At 64.4% G+C, this 15,248-nt stretch carries 15 protein-coding genes and 1 pseudogene; 6 read left to right on the top strand and 10 right to left on the bottom strand.

What is annotated here, in order from left to right:
• The first annotated feature begins 31 nt into the window (after positions 1-31).
• The 5 genes from ABIE08_RS16460 to ABIE08_RS16440 all read left to right on the top strand — a co-directional run bounded on the left by ABIE08_RS16460 (position 32) and on the right by ABIE08_RS16440 (position 3,614).
• A complete protein-coding gene (locus ABIE08_RS16460) occupies positions 32-298 on the top strand; it encodes a hypothetical protein (protein WP_354552662.1) in 267 nt (88 codons plus the stop codon).
• A gap of 10 nt (positions 299-308) precedes the next feature.
• On the top strand, positions 309-1,499 hold the full coding sequence (locus ABIE08_RS16455; RefSeq protein WP_354552660.1) for a low temperature requirement protein A: 1,191 nt from the start codon (positions 309-311) through the stop codon (positions 1,497-1,499).
• A 522-nt stretch (positions 1,500-2,021) separates the two neighbouring features.
• On the top strand, positions 2,022-2,540 hold the full coding sequence (locus ABIE08_RS16450; RefSeq protein ID WP_354552658.1) for a DUF4142 domain-containing protein: 519 nt from the start codon (positions 2,022-2,024) through the stop codon (positions 2,538-2,540).
• Positions 2,541-2,605: 65 nt separating this feature from the next.
• Positions 2,606-3,199, top strand: coding sequence for a DUF4142 domain-containing protein (locus tag ABIE08_RS16445; RefSeq protein ID WP_354552656.1), 594 nt, complete (start codon positions 2,606-2,608; stop codon positions 3,197-3,199).
• 142 nt (positions 3,200-3,341) lie between these two features.
• Positions 3,342-3,614: a helix-turn-helix domain-containing protein gene (locus ABIE08_RS16440; protein WP_354552654.1), complete on the top strand. Its 273-nt coding sequence runs from the start codon at positions 3,342-3,344 to the stop codon at positions 3,612-3,614.
• 136 nt (positions 3,615-3,750) lie between these two features.
• On the opposite strand, the gene ABIE08_RS16435 is transcribed toward ABIE08_RS16440, so the two are convergent.
• The 9 genes and pseudogenes from ABIE08_RS16435 to ABIE08_RS16395 all read right to left on the bottom strand — a co-directional run bounded on the left by ABIE08_RS16435 (position 3,751) and on the right by ABIE08_RS16395 (position 12,523).
• The gene (locus ABIE08_RS16435; protein WP_354552652.1) at positions 3,751-4,920 is read right to left on the bottom strand and encodes a zinc-dependent alcohol dehydrogenase; all 1,170 of its coding nucleotides are present in this window, start codon (positions 4,918-4,920) and stop codon (positions 3,751-3,753) included.
• A gap of 182 nt (positions 4,921-5,102) precedes the next feature.
• Positions 5,103-5,846 (bottom strand): SDR family oxidoreductase, encoded by a 744-nt coding sequence (locus ABIE08_RS16430; RefSeq protein ID WP_354552651.1) that lies wholly within the window; start codon positions 5,844-5,846, stop codon positions 5,103-5,105.
• Positions 5,846-8,080 carry a hypothetical protein gene (locus ABIE08_RS16425; RefSeq protein ID WP_354552649.1) on the bottom strand — a complete coding sequence of 745 codons (2,235 nt, stop codon included), beginning with the start codon at positions 8,078-8,080 and terminating at the stop codon, positions 5,846-5,848. The genes ABIE08_RS16430 and ABIE08_RS16425 overlap by 1 nt, the downstream gene beginning before the upstream one ends.
• Before the next feature lie 267 nt (positions 8,081-8,347).
• The gene (locus tag ABIE08_RS16420) at positions 8,348-8,575 is read right to left on the bottom strand and encodes a hypothetical protein (protein WP_354552648.1); all 228 of its coding nucleotides are present in this window, start codon (positions 8,573-8,575) and stop codon (positions 8,348-8,350) included.
• Between the two features lie 168 nt (positions 8,576-8,743).
• Positions 8,744-9,250: a cysteine hydrolase family protein gene (locus tag ABIE08_RS16415; protein ID WP_354552646.1), complete on the bottom strand. Its 507-nt coding sequence runs from the start codon at positions 9,248-9,250 to the stop codon at positions 8,744-8,746.
• Between the two features lie 148 nt (positions 9,251-9,398).
• A pseudogene (locus ABIE08_RS16410) lies at positions 9,399-9,803 on the bottom strand (low affinity iron permease family protein).
• Between the two features lie 266 nt (positions 9,804-10,069).
• Complete coding sequence (locus ABIE08_RS16405) at positions 10,070-11,509, bottom strand: DUF1254 domain-containing protein (RefSeq protein WP_354552644.1); 1,440 nt, start codon at positions 11,507-11,509, stop codon at positions 10,070-10,072.
• A gap of 16 nt (positions 11,510-11,525) precedes the next feature.
• Positions 11,526-12,176 carry a hypothetical protein gene (locus ABIE08_RS16400; RefSeq protein ID WP_354552642.1) on the bottom strand — a complete coding sequence of 217 codons (651 nt, stop codon included), beginning with the start codon at positions 12,174-12,176 and terminating at the stop codon, positions 11,526-11,528.
• 41 nt (positions 12,177-12,217) lie between these two features.
• Complete coding sequence (locus tag ABIE08_RS16395) at positions 12,218-12,523, bottom strand: hypothetical protein (protein ID WP_354552640.1); 306 nt, start codon at positions 12,521-12,523, stop codon at positions 12,218-12,220.
• A gap of 539 nt (positions 12,524-13,062) precedes the next feature.
• On the opposite strand from ABIE08_RS16395, the gene ABIE08_RS16390 reads away from it, so the two are divergent.
• Complete coding sequence (locus tag ABIE08_RS16390) at positions 13,063-14,694, top strand: hypothetical protein (RefSeq protein WP_354552638.1); 1,632 nt, start codon at positions 13,063-13,065, stop codon at positions 14,692-14,694.
• Between the two features lie 48 nt (positions 14,695-14,742).
• Here ABIE08_RS16390 and ABIE08_RS16385 read toward each other — a convergent pair whose 3' ends face one another.
• Complete coding sequence (locus ABIE08_RS16385; protein WP_354552636.1) at positions 14,743-15,144, bottom strand: GFA family protein; 402 nt, start codon at positions 15,142-15,144, stop codon at positions 14,743-14,745.
• Positions 15,145-15,248 lie beyond the last annotated feature (104 nt).

Genomic DNA, 15,248 nt, shown 5'->3' with positions numbered 1-15,248 from the left:
TTGGTTCCCTACGATCAGGGAAGACATAGCGATGCATGTGGTGCTGGTAATCGGCGGCGGGGTCGTTCTGCTCGGGCTGTTTCTGCTGTTCGGCAGACTCTGGGGTGGGGCTGCATCCGACTTCGCGTTGGCTGCAAAACTGTTCGTCCCGGTATGGGCGCTGATCGCCTTGGCCAACCTGTGGGTCGGCGTGACCCGGGCTGGCTATTCGGTGAAGGAAGAACTGCCGATTCTCGCTATCGTCTTTGCCGTGCCGGCGGTCCTTGCCGGGGTCGCTTTCTGGCGGTTGGGACGGTGAGGAGAGGGATATGAGCGAACAGGCAAACCATCACCCCTTGCTGCGCCGCCGCGATGGCCACCATGCCCGCGTCACCTTCGAAGAGCTGTTCTTCGATCTCGTCTACGTCTTCGCCGTCACCCAGCTTAGCCATGAATTGCTGCATGACCTGACACCGACAGGCATCCTGCAGACCCTGATCCTGTGGTTCGCTGTCTGGCTTGGCTGGCAGTATACCTGCTGGGCCACCAACTGGTTCAACCCCGAGACGCCCCCCATTCGTGGCCTGCTGTTCGCCACCATGGCGCTGGCGCTTGTGATGGCTTCGGCGCTCGATGACGCCTTCGGGGATCGCGGCCTGGTCTTCGCCGGCGCCTATGTCGCCATGCAGGTCGGGCGCACGGCCTTCATCCTGTTTTCGCTGGGGCGCGATCACCCGCTCGCCGCCAACTACCGGCGGATGCTCGGATGGCTGCTGATCTCGGCCTGCTTCTGGATTGCGGGCGGATTCTCAGAGTCCTGGATGCGCGTGGGCTTCTGGGTGATCGCGGTGCTCTGCGAATATGTCTCTCCGATGTTCGGCTTTGCCCTGCCGGGGCTTGGCCGGTCCTCGACCCGGGATTGGACCATCGAGGGCGGGCATCTGGCCGAACGCTGCCAGCTTTTCGTCATCGTCGCGCTCGGCGAAACGCTGCTCGCCACGGGCGCCATGCTGGCAGGCGCGGAGATCTGGGATCTGCCGGTTCTCTCGGCGATGCTGGCTACCTTCATGGGCACGCTCGCCATGTGGTGGCTGTATTTCGGGACATCGAGCAAAGACGCCACGAACGCGATTACCAGTTCCGACGATCCCGGCCGGATCGGTGCTGCCTTCCACTATGTCCATGCCATCCTGATCGCCGGCATCATCGCGACCGCCGTGGGCAACGATCTGGTCATGGCCCACCCGCATGAGGGGGTGAAGCTTGCCTACGGCCTCATCCTGTCGTTCGGTCCGATCCTCTATCTGGCCGGCAGCGCGATTTACAAGAAGGTGGTCTACGGCGCTATTCCGATCTCGCATGTCGTGGGAGCGGCCGTTCTGGCGGCCCTGATCCCGGCCCTGCTCAGCACCGACCTGCTGGTCGCGGGCTGGCTGACCAGCGCTGTCATGCTCGGCACCGGGCTGTGGGAAGGCCGCGTCCGACGCATCCACGCTGATATCGGCAGCGTGTCCGGTTGAGAAGACGAGGCCCGCTGACGGGCCGACGGTTCGGAGTACCCGCGCGTCTCTGGGCCTGGACCCGAGCTCAAGCTCGTCGGCTCGGCAACCACATTCTGAGGGGCTTACACGCTGTGGGTGCCCGCTGTGTGAGGTACTGCGCCAAATCCTGTCAGCCCAGCTCGGCGCTTGGGGCACATGCCGCTCCCCCTAGGCGACGACCTCTGGTTCGGACAGCCATTGTCCGCGCTGCCAGCTAGTTCATTCCGTTCCTCGAGACCTCCAGCCATCGCGATCGCGCCCCCCCGAGCTGTGATAGCCCCCGGCTGCACGGATAGGCGCTTGCGAAAAAGTCTTTCGCAGATCGAGGAGCAACGATCCGGCGGGGCGGGCCGTTGAGGCTCCAGCAGGAGGAGCGATCGGGATCCCCGCCGAAAATCCAAAGCTGGCCCCGTGCCGGCAGGACGATCGAGATGCCGTCCCGATACGCTCCCTCCTTTGCCGTTCGGCCGCGAGATCGCGGATTTTCACAAGGATGGAATCATGTCGATTGCTCGCACCCTCGTCGTCGCTCTCGGGACCGCGCTGGTTACCCTGAGCCTTTCCCCCGCCAACGCGCTGAGCGATGCGGTGCCGCCCAAGGCCGAGGAGTTCATCTCCCGCGCGGCGGTGTCCGGCCTCTATGAAATTGATGCCAGCCAGATCGCGCTCGAAAAGGCGCAGAATGCGCAGCTGAAGTCCTTCGCGACGGCCATGATCGCGGACCACACCAAGGCCGGCGAAGAACTGAAGAAGGTCGCGGGCGACCTGCCCGTTCCGACCACGCTCGACAGCACGCACCAGGCCCTGATCGACAAGCTGAATGCGGCGAAGCCGGGCGAATTCGACAGGCTCTACTGGGAGCAGCAGTCGGCGGCGCACAAAGACGCGGTGTCGCTGTTCACGCTCTATTCGATCAAGGGCGGCAATGGCGCCGAAAAGGGCTTCGCCGCCAAGACCCTGCCGACGCTGCAGCATCACCAGGAAATGTTGGGCGCGCTGGAGCCCAAGATCAGCAACTGAGGCCATCGCAGGCGGAACCGCGAGCCGGTTCGCGGGTTCGCTCTGGACAAACAAGGGAGAGTTGGATGAGTGCGAAGCTGTTTCTGATGGCATTGGGTCTGGGACTGGTCGGGTTGGGGGTTTCCCAGGCGAAGGCGCCCCAGCGGGACACGCCGCACAAGGGGCACGACCGGGACCGTTCGCGGAACCGATCGGCGATCGCTGACGGGACGGAGACGGAGGACGGTGCCGCTGAGGCCCCTTCCCCGCTCACCGAGGCGTTCGTCCGCGATGCGACCATGGCCGAGATCTATGACGTGCAGGCCGCGCGCATCGCCCTCAACAAGGGGCAGAACGCCGAGCTCCGGGCCTTCGCGGCCCAGGTGATCAAGGACCATAACGACGCGGCCGGCGCGTTGAAGGACGCGACCGGCGGTCTCCCGGAACCCAAGGCACTGGACCGGGAGCATCAGGGGCTGATCGACCGGCTGAACGAGATCTCCGAGCACGATTTCGACGCGCTCTATCTCGAGCAGCAGGCGAAGGGCCAGGAAGCGGCGGAGTCGGCTTTTGTAAAATTCTCCGCCGAAGCGCCGAACGAGGCATTGCGCGCCTTCGCCGACAAGCTGCTGACCGCCATCCGCCATCGCCAGGACGCCGTCCGCGCCCTGATGCCGTAAAGGCAAATGCGGCTACGGCTCGCGTCCCGCCGGATGGCCTGCCCTGTCAAGGCGGGACGCCGCGAGCCGATACAGGCCGCCTCATCGAAGGCGTACGGCTCGCCTGCGCGAGCCTTTGGATCCCAAGCGAGGAGATCGATTCATGCCCGATGAATCCAGCCATGATTTCGGAACCGAGCCCAACAAGGCGCTTCCATCGGAGGTGATTGCCGCGATCGATCGCGGCGTCACGCCCCTGCTGGCCGTCCGGGAGTGGAAAGGCTACAGCATCGAGGATCTCGCCCGCATCGCGGGCGTCGAGGAGCAGGCGATCCGCAACGCGGAAGACGGCGGCGAGCTCTCGCTGCAGACGCGCGTGGCGCTGGCGAAGTCGCTCGGCGTCGACGCCGGTGTGCTGGCGCACAGCGCGATCTAAGTCCGTTGTCCGTCTGGTTGCCGCCCCCGCCGACAACCAGCGGCAGCTTCGGCGGCGTGCCGTACTCTTCCCGAAAGAATCGGGCCTGCCCCTCCAGCGATGGCCCAAGGGGCAGGCAGATCTTTAAGTGGACCAATCAGGGCTTCAGCACGACCTTGATGCAGCCATCCTTGCGGTCGCGGAACTTGGCGTACAGGTCCGGACCATCCTCGAGCGAGCCACGATCAGTGATGACGAAGGAGGGATCGATCTCGCCCTTCTCGATCCTGCCGAGCAGTTCCGGCAAATAGCGCTGGACCGGGGTCTGCGCCATGCGGAAGGTCAGGCCGCGATTGATCGCGGAGCCCATCGGGATGCCGTCGAGCTTGCCGCCATAGACGCCGACGATCGAAACCGTACCAAAGTTCCGGCAGCACATGATGGCTTCGCGCAGGACATGCGGGCGGTCGGTGCCCAGATAGGTGGCGACCTTGATGCGGTCGACGACGGCGTCCAGGCCGCTGCTGGCATCGGGTTCGGTGCCGACCGCGTCGATGCACGCATCGGCGCCGCGTCCGCCCGTGAGTTCCTGGATGCGCTCATAGACATCGCGCTCCTTGAAGTCGAGTGTGATCGCCCCGGCCGCGCGGGCCAGTTCCAGCCGTTCCGGCACCGTATCGATCGCGATCACCCGCCCTGCCCCAAGCAGGAATGCGCTGCGGATCGCCATCTGGCCCACCGGACCGCAGCCCCAGATAGCGATCGTGTCACCGCCCTGGATGTTGCAGAAATCGGCGGCCATGTAGCCGGTCGGAAAAATGTCGGAGAGGAACAGCGCCTGTTCGTCCGTCAGGGAATCCGGCACCTTGATCGGGCCGACATCGGCATATGGTATCCGCAGATACTCGGCCTGCCCGCCGCTATAGCCGCCCAGCATATGGGAATAGCCGAACAGGCCGCCCGGCGAATGGCCCCACATCTTTTCCGCCGTCTCGCGGTTGGGGTTGCTCCGCTCGCAGCCCGAGAACATTCCCCGCTTGCAGAAGAAGCACTCGCCGCAGGAGATGGTGAAGGGAACGACTACACGGTCGCCGATCTTCAGCTTCTGGTTTCCGCGACCGACTGCGACCACCTCGCCCATCGTCTCGTGGCCCAACACGTCGCCCGATTTCATCTCGGGAATGACGCCGTTGAAGATGTGAAGGTCGGATCCGCAGATTGCGCAGGCCGTGACCTTGATGATCGCGTCCCGGTCGTGCTCGATTGTCGGATCGGGCACCGTCTCGCAACGGATATCGCTTTTGCCGTGCCAGGTTAGAGCTTTCATGGGATGTCTCCGGACTGAGAGGCCCGCCAAGGCGCGGCCCCGGTGTGGCCTTGGTGCTGGCCACTCTTGCTGTTTGTTCCGCGAGCGACGCTGGTGACTGCTGGCGGGCAGACCCGAGCAGTGGCCAGATCTTTGCTGGACGGCTCGTATAGCCTGCCGCCCCAGAGCGCTCGCCGCCTGTGCTAGGAATAGTCTTCCAGACGCGGCTCGATCTTGAGATTGACGACGTCGCAGCGCTCGGAGCGGGTCAGGATGAACTGCACCGCCTCGGCGATCTCTTCTGCCTCCAGCATCTCGTGCTTCTGGATCTTCTCGCGTTGTTCTTCCGGTGAGGACTCCTGCATGTCGCTGGAGACCGAACCGGGCTGGATGCAGCTCACACGGATGTTCTTCTGGGCGAGCTCTTTTCGCAGCGTCTCCGCGAAAGCCTGGTTGCCGGCCTTGGTGGTCGCGTAGATGCTTTCGCCGGGCGATTTGAGATCCGCGCTGATCGAGCCGATCATCACGATCTGGCCGGCGCCCTGCTTCTTCATGCGGTCGATCGCCGCCTTCGAAGCGGCGATGTAGCCGACCAGATTGGTCTCGATCACATAGCGCCATTCGTCATCCGACGCTTCGTCGAGCGGTTCCGACGCGATGCCGGCATTGGCGACGAGGACGTCCAGGCCGCCCAACTTGCTGTCGACCTCGGAGAAGACCCGGGCCAGATCCTCTTTCGAGGTGACGTCGGCCACGGTTCCAAACACCTTGCCGCGTCCTCCTTCCGCCAGGCGAATGACCTCGGCCAATGGCTTCTCGTCCCGGCCGAAGGTCAGAACATGGGCGCCTTCGGCTACCAGGAGAATGACCGTCGCGCGCCCGATGCCGGTGGTGCCGCCGGTTACGAGGATGCGTTTTCCTTCGAGGGATGTACGCTCCTTCAGCATCAGCTTCTCCTTTTCTGTTCCCAGCTCAACACCAGGTGGGCATTGGCCGGCACGTCAAACTGAACTCGGTCTTTGAGGATCGCGACGGGTTCGACGGGGGCCCCCGCGATGGTTCGCAGGTTGAACTCGGGCAGGCGCCTGCGCTTGAGGCGGAGGCAATGGAGCGTGGCCCGGCCGCGACCATCTCCGGTCAGTTGCAGGCCGATCGCGTTGCCGCCCTGATGTTCGAGCGAGACGATGAAGTGATCGCATTGCAGGCGGAACGGCGCGTCCTGGATGTGATGGAAGGCGCGACTGGCGAAGATCCAGGCCGCGCCCGCGCCATAGACTTCCTGGCCGACCTGTCCCGCGGGCTGGCCATCGGGATAAAGATCTTCGAGCGGAAACGACAATTTCCGGTCGATATGGCCGTTGCGTTGCTTGGTGGCGAGCACCTGCTTCGGCAGCGCATCGGGATAGTAATACCAGGCGCGGTCGAGCGCATATTTGCAGTATTCGCTGAGCAGCAGGCGAACCGCGGGGTCCATGTCAGGACCGCCATCCTGAAGATAGCGTTCGAACGCGGCAAACGACTCGAAACACTCGTAGATGGCCATGTAGGGCGCATCCTGGAGACAGGTGACGCCCAGGAAATTCTTGTAGAGGGCGGCGTTGTCGATCTCGGATTCCCAGATCTCGCAATTGTGGAAGAAGCTCGCGAGATAGACATAGCTCTGCTGCAGGTAGCGCTCGTCGCTGGTGATGCGCCACAGCCGCATGCAGGCGGCCGCCCCCCAGGCGGTTAGATTGGCCTGGTAGTTCAGGTTGAAGCGCAGCCCCATGGCCGCTTCGATCGCCGTCTTGGCCTCATCGAGAAATCGCTCTTCCGCCGTCAGCTGGTAGGCGACCAGCATAAGCTGCGCGTAGAGACCGCCAACGTCGGTCTGGCCTCGGCCGTCCGATGGCGCCACGGCGGTAACGATCGAGAAGTCGCGGATATCGTACTGGATCGGCCAGCGATATTTGAAATGATGCGCAGCCTTGATGCCGAAATCGATCGATTTCAGAAGCAGGCTGCGCGCCTCTTCGTCACCGTCCAAGGCCAGGTAGGCCAGGTTGAGCAGCGGGTGGTAGAGGTACCAGGAATCGACCGCATTGGCGTCCTTGTCGTCGCCCACATCCGGTAGATAGCGGCAGATGCTTTTGAGCTTCGGGTCGTAGAACTTGGCGAGCCCCTTCCGGAACGAGGCCTCCAGCGGATCGGCCTCACCGCGCCAGACACCGTAATTGTGCATGGCCGTGAGCAGCGACATCTGCACCATGCTGTCGGGATATTCGTCGTCCGTATAGGGACGGGCATAGATGGCGCCGAACTTCTTCTGGGTTGCCTTCGGCGACGTGGCGAGGTCCTTCAGCGTGCGCTCCGCGCGATCCACCCAGTCATGGTATTCGGCGACGGGCAGCTCCAGCGCGGTATAGGCCGCCGCCAGCATCTGCAGGAAATGGCGGGCCGAATCCGTCTCGTTCGGCTTGTCGCATTGCTTGATCACGAGGATGGCGTCGGAGAGCACGACCGCCTCGCCGGGAGGCAGCGAATGGATCTCGCCGTCCTTCGATTTCGTCGGCGGCAGGTAGCCGAGTTCCGGCCATTCGCCGCCGACCGCGCCATCCGGCTTGGTCCGCGTCGCACGATAATAATCGTTCAGCGCCGTCAGATTTTGAAAGTACAGCACGCTTCCGAAATCCGGCTCGGCCATGCGGAAATAGACCAGCCCGCTGTTCAGGCCGCGCTGGGCCGCCTCGACCTCGCCGACCGCGCCAAGCGGGTCCAGGGTCTCGTCGAAGGGATAGACATCACGCGGCGCGAAGGGGATCGACAGTGGGGCGATGGGTGTCAGCGTGTGGGTGATGCGAACTCGTTGCAGCCCGATGTCGACCTTGTGTATCAGGACGAGATGCTCGCCGAGCGGGCTCGTCGCAGAGAGGCGCAGCGCCTCATCCGGCCCAGGCTCGATGAGTTTGCAGGTGAAGCCGCCACCCGGAATGAAGGCCGCGCGGATCGCCATGCCGCCGGCCCCCTTGCGACGGAACAGAACCCAGATGGAATCTCGGCCCTGCACGACGTTCAAGGCGACATCCCCCAAGGAAACCTTGGCAAGAGAGACCAACGATCCCGAAATCAGCTCGTCCCGAACGCCGAGGACATAGGAACTGACATTCTGCTCGGAAGTAACGTCTCCAAGGGACTTGAGCATTGGACTCTCCAGATTGACGCATGCCGGCGACTGTTTTCATGCGGCATGCTCTCAACCCCTCAGCGCCCATTTAGTTCGAGGTAGAATCAATCCATTCAAGACTGTGAACGCCGGGAACGATATCGGAAGACAAACCGTTCGAACGCCCGCAGACGGGACATCGTTTCGCTGACCCAGAACCTATTTTCCTGAGACTTGCGACCTGTCCCAGGCAGGGCCGCCAAGTACTGGCGCCTGCAAGCGGATCCCGATCCGGCCGCAGCCAGCTCAGCCACCTTCTTCCGGGCGATCGATCGCCTTGCGGCCGTCGGTGTCGGCCTTGGCGGTTTCGCTCTTGTCGATTTCCTTCCTGCCCAGTTCGCTGATCACGCCTCGCTCGCGCGGCGGCGCCTGGCCACGATCGATCGCCTTGCGACCCAGCTGGGGATCCGATTGCTTGTCGGTGTCCTTGCGGCCCAGATCGATGTCGGTGCCGCTATCCTTGGCAATGCTCATTTCCCGATCCTCTTTTCGCCTTCCCATTTGCCGTCGCTGCGCAAACCACTCCGCACTGTCCCTCCAATGGCCGGAACGGCACCCGGGTTGCCCGGGCCATGCGACAGAGGCGCGCTTTTGCCAAGGCGCGGGCTGGCTCCAAATCGCTCGAGGATGGCCGGGCGTGCTTCAACTGGGTGGCCAGATTTCCATCAGGACGTCGGTCGTCAGCACCTGGACCTGCTGATAGAAGCGGGTGTGGTAGAGCGTCAGAACCGCGTCGTGGCTCGCATCGGTCGAACTGCAGACCCCGTCCGAAATGACGTAGACGGGCCAACCGAGGTCGACCGCGTCGAGCACGGTTGCGAGGACGCAGACATCCGTTTCCGCTCCGGTCACGATGATCCCGTCGGCGCCCCTCGCCATCAACGTTTGCCGGAGCGTCGTTCCCAGGAAGGCAGAGTAGACAGGCTTGTCGATAACGACCGCAGGCGGAGCAAAGGCCGCAAGGGGGTCGATCAGGTCGATGGCGGCCGGGTCGATGGTGTCGAGCGTCGATTGGCTGTGCAGCGTGTAGTAGTGACGCCAAGTCCCCCTCGCTTCGGCCGAAGACGGCGGCGGCACGAAACGGGTGAAGATCGTGCGGTCGGGTGCATGGCCGGCAATCCGAACAATATTGGGAAGGACCGCATGCATCCAAGGGGTCGGCTAAATATTGCCCGGTGCGAAGATGCCCTGCATATCGAGGCACAGGTGAACCGTTCGGCGGGTCGGGTACCAGGGGAAGGACGGCGACTTGATCTCATCCAAGGCCAGCGACTCCTGAGAATTTCGGCAGCATGGGCTAGGTGAAGGCCCTCGACTGGCGCAGTTTTTCGATCGTGGTCAGCGACTCCTGAACCTTCGCCGCCGACGCCTGGCACTTCTCCTGCAACGCATCCAACTCTTTGTCCGTCAGCTTCTCGATGCCCATGAACTCATCCTTGGCAGCGGAGGAGCGGATCAGTTCGTCCAGCTTGGTCTGCAGGGCCTCGCTGTCGCGGTTTTGCGTATTCTGGATCAGGAACACCATCAGGAAGGTCACGATGGTCGTGCCGGTGTTGATGACCAGCTGCTACGTTTCCGAGAAGCCGAAGAATGGCCCCGAAACCGCCCAGAGGATCACCGCGGCGACGCAAAGCAGGAAGGCAGGCGAACTGCCCGTGGCTTTGGCTGTGGCATTGGCGAATTTCTCGAAATAGCGCTCCATCCGATCCTCCTGGCAAGCTCAGGAGAACGGGCGCGCGATGAAATGCGTTCCCTTTGGACGTCCAATTGGCGGAAAGGTCGAGCCAAGGCGAGCCGGCTGGTGGGCCCGCGGACACCACGAGCCATGCAGGGGCGCGTTCGGCTTTTCTGCAAAGGACAAAAGGCTGCGCGGCCGGAGGAAACGCTGTTTCCGCGGCACGCGCAGCCCTTTGATGGCGAGGGGCGAGCGACGGGTCCGGAGGATCCGCCGCTCGCCCGTAGAGGGAGCTATTTCGATTTCACGACGGGCGGGATGATCCAGCTGCCGTTCAGGATCGTCGGATCGCTCTCATCCGGCCAGTAGAGGCGCATCATCAGGTAGAACTTGTCCTTGGGCGCCGGCAGCCAGTTGGACTCCTTGTCCTTGCCGGGAGACTTGTGCTGGATAAGGATATCAACAGAGCCGTCCGGATTGCTCTTCAGGTCCTGTCGCGCGCTGATGGAGTAGCGATTGATCGGGTTTTCGACGAAGAAGTACTGGTCGTTGTACATGGTGATCGACCAGAAGCCCTTCACCGGCGGCAATTGTCCCTTCTTGAAGGTCAGGACATAGTCTTCGCTGCCATTGTAGCTGCGCGAAAAGACGCCGCCGCCATCCTTGAGCGAGGTCGGATAGACCGCGTCCTGCGGCCGGTTGGCGCCGAGGCCGATGGCGGTGATGAGGGCGCGCTGGATATAGTTGGTGCCGTAAAGACCGGTCTTGGTGGTGAAGCCCCAGCCATTGACGCTTTGCACGTCGCCATCGCTGAACTTGAAATGCATCATGATGCGGTCGAAGGCGAGATCCGGCAGCCGCTTCTCGAAGGCCGGATCGAATTTCGACTTGTCGAAATCCTGCCCCGGCACGATGCCGATCGAAGCGAACTTCTCGATCGCCGGCGCGTCGGCGGGCGCCGGCGGGTTGGTCTTCATCAACTCGCAGAGCAGCGTGAAATACTCGGTCGCGGTCATGCGATTGACCTGCTCGCGTACCGCCGTCTTCATGTCGATGGACGGGTCCACCTTGCCGGCCGGCGGCGTATATGTCTTGCCCCAGGTCGAGAGCGGCTGCAGCTTGCAGGCGTCCTGGAGCTTGTGCACGGCGGCATAGTCCTCGGGCGTGCCCTCGCAGTAAATGCGGCCGAGCAGCCAGACGATGTTGGTCGGCGATTTGTACTCGACCACGCCCTCCGGCAACGTGCCGGACCAGCCGGGGCCGGTGATGGCGACGGTCTTTGCGCCTTCGCCGGTGGTGCGGGAGCCCGGCACCTGGAAGACATTGGTCCAGCCGTCGAGCATCGGGAACAGGAAGTAGCGTTCGCCCATGTCGGGATAGGCGAACACCCAGGGCTCGCTGCCGACATCCACAAAGGCCGTCGTGTAGAGCGTATCGGCATTCGGGGCCGTCACGTCGCGGAACGAAGCGTTGGGATATTCCCGCAGCTTGATGAGATGGCCCATAGGAGCTCGCGTGCCCTTGGGCTCCGCCACATTGGTGACGACGCGGCGCGTCATCTCCATCGTGACCAGCGGGTAGCCGTAGATGTAGGCCTCGACCCCGGTCCAGAAGTCGTCGCGGCCGGCGACGATGTCGGACAGGGGGCCATCCAGCGCAAAGGCGGGCGAGAGGGCGGCGGAACCGAGCAGGCCGGCGCCCAGCAGGGTCGCGGTGCGGCGCGTGATATCCATGGTCATGGCTCCTGGATCAATAGGGGCGATAGGGCGGGTAGTAAGGATAGGGCGGATAGACCGGATAGGGCGCGTAGGGCGGCGGATAGCGATAGGCTGCCCCGGCTGCCGCACCGGCGTAGAAGGCGCCGCGATAGGCCGTGCGGCGCGCGGCGCCGGCAAAGGACAGCGGCGTCAGCGGCATGCCGATGATGTCGATGAACACCGAGGCCGGCCCCGCCGCATCGCCGAGGTCGCCCTCTAGCACGGCGACATCGAACACGATGTTCGCCCCGTCCACCTTGGGCGAGCGAAGCGTCACCACGGCGTCCTTGACGCTCGCGCCGGTCTTGTCGAAGACCGAGACGGTGGCGTTGGGCGGATCCTTGGCGAAACTGTCAGACCCAGTGTCCCATTCCTCCAGGAGATGGGCGGTCAGCGCATGGCCGGCGGCCCGCACCGGGCGGTCGGCGAAGATGATCGCGTTGGGCGCCGCGCCGATCAGCGTGAGCCGGTTGCCCTCGAGCTTCGCGCCGGCCGCGTTCAAGACGATCAGCGACGGCTCGATCTGCGTCTTGGAACTGCCGCCGATCGGCTTCTGCGCCGGCGCCTGGATGGCGTCCTGTGCCTGGGCGGAAGTGGCGAGGGCGCAGAACAGCGCCGCTGCCAGCAGGTTCATTCGCCTCATGGTCGTTCTCCTCGTGGATAGTGGAAGCGGGCGCGGCCGCTTCAGCCGTCGGACCCGCTGGTCCGGTCTATGGACACGACCCGTGCCTGTCGCAGGTCGGCGTCGATCTCTTTCAGCGCCCAGCGCACGAAGGCGAGCCACTCCAGCCGCCGTTCCGCGCGCAGGGCCAGTTCGAGCCCGTCGACTGCCGAAAGCGCCGCTTCGGCCTCGGCCAGTTCCTCGCAGAGGTCCCGGAAGCGCTCGCTCTCGCGTGCCAGCGCCTCGATCTCCGTCGCCTGGGCTGGAAAGTGGCGGATGGCGGCCGGGACCCCGTCTCGCCCTGCCCCAGACTGTTCCTCGCCTGCCATGGTTGAACCCCAGTTCGCCTGTTGTTCATGCGTGCGGGCCCGGGGCTCAGGGGCAGATCACATCCGTCGTGCCGCCCGCGCCCGTGGACTGGCACGTCGAGAGTCCTCCCGTCGACGACTGGTTGCTTTGGCAGGCCGCCAGAGCCAGGACGCAAAGAACGAGAGCCAATGCGGTCTTCATTTCCGATCTCCTCGTCGGTTGATGGGACCCGGCCGGTCCATGGCGCATCGCCGCCACGGCCTGCCGACCCCGCACACAAGCCTGGACGGCTGCCGCAACCTGCTGGTGCGCCCGGCCCCTCACGGATTTAGCAGCGGAGAAGACCGGCAGACCCGCTGTCGTCCTTCCCTGCGCCGGAATGCAGCTATAGAGTGCGGCGGGCATATCGCTGCGTAAGGTTACGCAGCATGTGGGGGTAACAAAGGCGATGCGGGGTTGGTTGGCGGCGCTCCGACACGGTCCGACAGCGGCGGGCGAGACCCCGCCCCCGGCAGACCGTTCGACACCTGCGGCGGGCGAAGAGCCCACGCCGAAGAGTGTGCGGGAGGCGCTGGCCAGGATCCTCGAAAGCGCGAAATTCGACGCGTCGCCCCGGTCGCGCCGATTTCTGGCCTATGTCGTCGAGGAGACGCTGGCCGGCCGGGCCGATCGCATCAAGGCGTTCTCGATCGCCACGGATGTGTTCGGCCGGGGCGCGGATTTCGACGCCCATGCCGATCCGATCGTGCGGTTGGAAGCCGTCCGGCTGCGCCGCGCGCTGGAGCATTATTATGAGAGCGACGGGTCCGCGGATCCGGTCGTGATCTCCATCCCGAAGGGTGGCTATGTCCCCGCCTTCGAGCCCCGGCAGCCCGAGCCGGCCGCGCCGCCAGAGGCTCCGAGGCGGCGGCCCTTGTGGCCCGCCACGCTCGTCGCCGCCCTTTGCGTGGTCGTCGTCGCCTCCGGGGCGTTGTTCGCCCTGGGCTGGTCGCCCTGGCCGATCGATCGATCCGCGCCGGCCGTCCCGCGCCTGCTTGTCCGCCCATTCGAAGATCTGTCGCGCACCGATGCCGCCTCATCCGTCGCCGACGGGCTGACGCAGGAGGTCCTCAACCAACTGACCAAGTTCAAGGACATCGTCACGGTGCAGGGCGAGCGCGACGGGGCCGATCACGGCTCCCGCTATGTCCTGATGGGCGCCGTCAGCGTCGCCGAAGACAAACTCCGCCTGCAGGCGCGCATTCTCGACGCCCAGGATGTCAGCGTGCTCTGGGCCAAGACCTACGAGGCGAGCTACGACCCCGCGCGGAGCCTTGCGGTCGAGGCGGACCTGGCGCGCCAGGTCGCGACGGCGGTCGGCCAGCCCTATGGCGTGATCTACAAGGCCGATACGGGACGCAGCGGCTCGGTCGCCAATGGCGACTGGGATGCCTATTCCTGCACCCTCTCCTATTTCACCTATCGCGCCAATTTAGACGCCCACTCCCACCCCCGCGTGCGGACCTGCCTGGAAGAAACCGTCGAGCGCTTTCCCAACTATGCCACCGCATGGGCGCTGCTGGCGCAGACCTATATGGACGAGCTGCGCTTTCAGTATCCGGTGGCGGAATCGACCTCGCCGGCTTCGCTCGAACGGGCGGCGGCCGCGGCCAAGAAGGCGACGGAGTTGGATCCCGAGAATGTCCGCGCGTTGCAGGCGAAGATGCTGGCGCTTTATTTCGATGGCCAGGTCGAGGCCTCGCTGGCCGTCGGCGAGCGGGCGATGCTGACCAACCCGAACGATACCGAGCTGGTCGGCGAATATGGCGTGCGGCTGGCGGATTCGGGCCAGTGGAAGCGCGGCTGCGCCCTGGTCGCCGAAGCACTCCAGCGCAATCCCGGACCGCTCGGCTATTACGAGGTCGTGCTGTCGATCTGCGCCTATATCGACAAGGACTACGAGGCGGCGAAGATGTGGGTGCGACGGGCGGCGGTGATGGACAACCCCGCCTATCATCTCATCGCGGCGGCGGTCTTCGCCGAAGGCGACGAACCGCAGGAGGCGGCTGCCGAGCGCCAGTGGCTGCTCGGACATGCGCCGGAATTCGTCGCCAATGTCCGCGCATGGGTGGGACTGCGCAACGTCATGCCGGCGGACCGCGAGCGCTTCCTCGCCTCGCTCCGCAAGGCCGGCCTCCAGGTTTCGCCGTGAACGCCCGGCGTCGATCAACGCCCATAGTGTGACCGCGGCCGACACCGGTCAGCCGGTCGCGCCGGCCTTGGGCGGGTCTTCGTCATATTGCGGGATTCCGGACAGCGGCGGCAGCCAGGACTCGCGCCGCTTCACCCACGCCTCTACGCCCGGGCTTATGCCGGACGGGATGACGTCGAGGGTTCCCACATAGACCTCGGCCTGTTCTTCGCTCAGGCTGAAGAGACGGGAGCCGCAGCGGGGGCAGAAGGAGCGGCCCTGATAGACCTGTACCTCGCCGGTGTAGCGAAACATTTCCGGCCGCCAGTCGGCATAGGCCAGGAACGCCGTGCCCGTGACCTTGCGGCAATCAGCGCAGTGGCAAAGGCCTGCCTTGAACGGATCGCCCTTCGTCTCGTATCGCACCGCCCTGCACAGGCAGCCCCCGGCCCTGGTCTGGATCTCCGACATCGTTCTCCTCCACGCTGCGACCTACTTTTCTTTGAAGGATCCTGAGGCGGAGAAGTTCCGAGCGGTAGCTCTTCGCCGCGCGAAAGGCCCATCCTGGAAGGCGC

It is taken from the genome of Kaistia defluvii (genome assembly GCF_040548815.1).
In the GTDB taxonomy this organism is placed as follows: Bacteria; Pseudomonadota; Alphaproteobacteria; order Rhizobiales; family Kaistiaceae; genus Kaistia; species Kaistia defluvii_A.
This window is presented reverse-complemented; position numbering and strand designations above follow the sequence as displayed.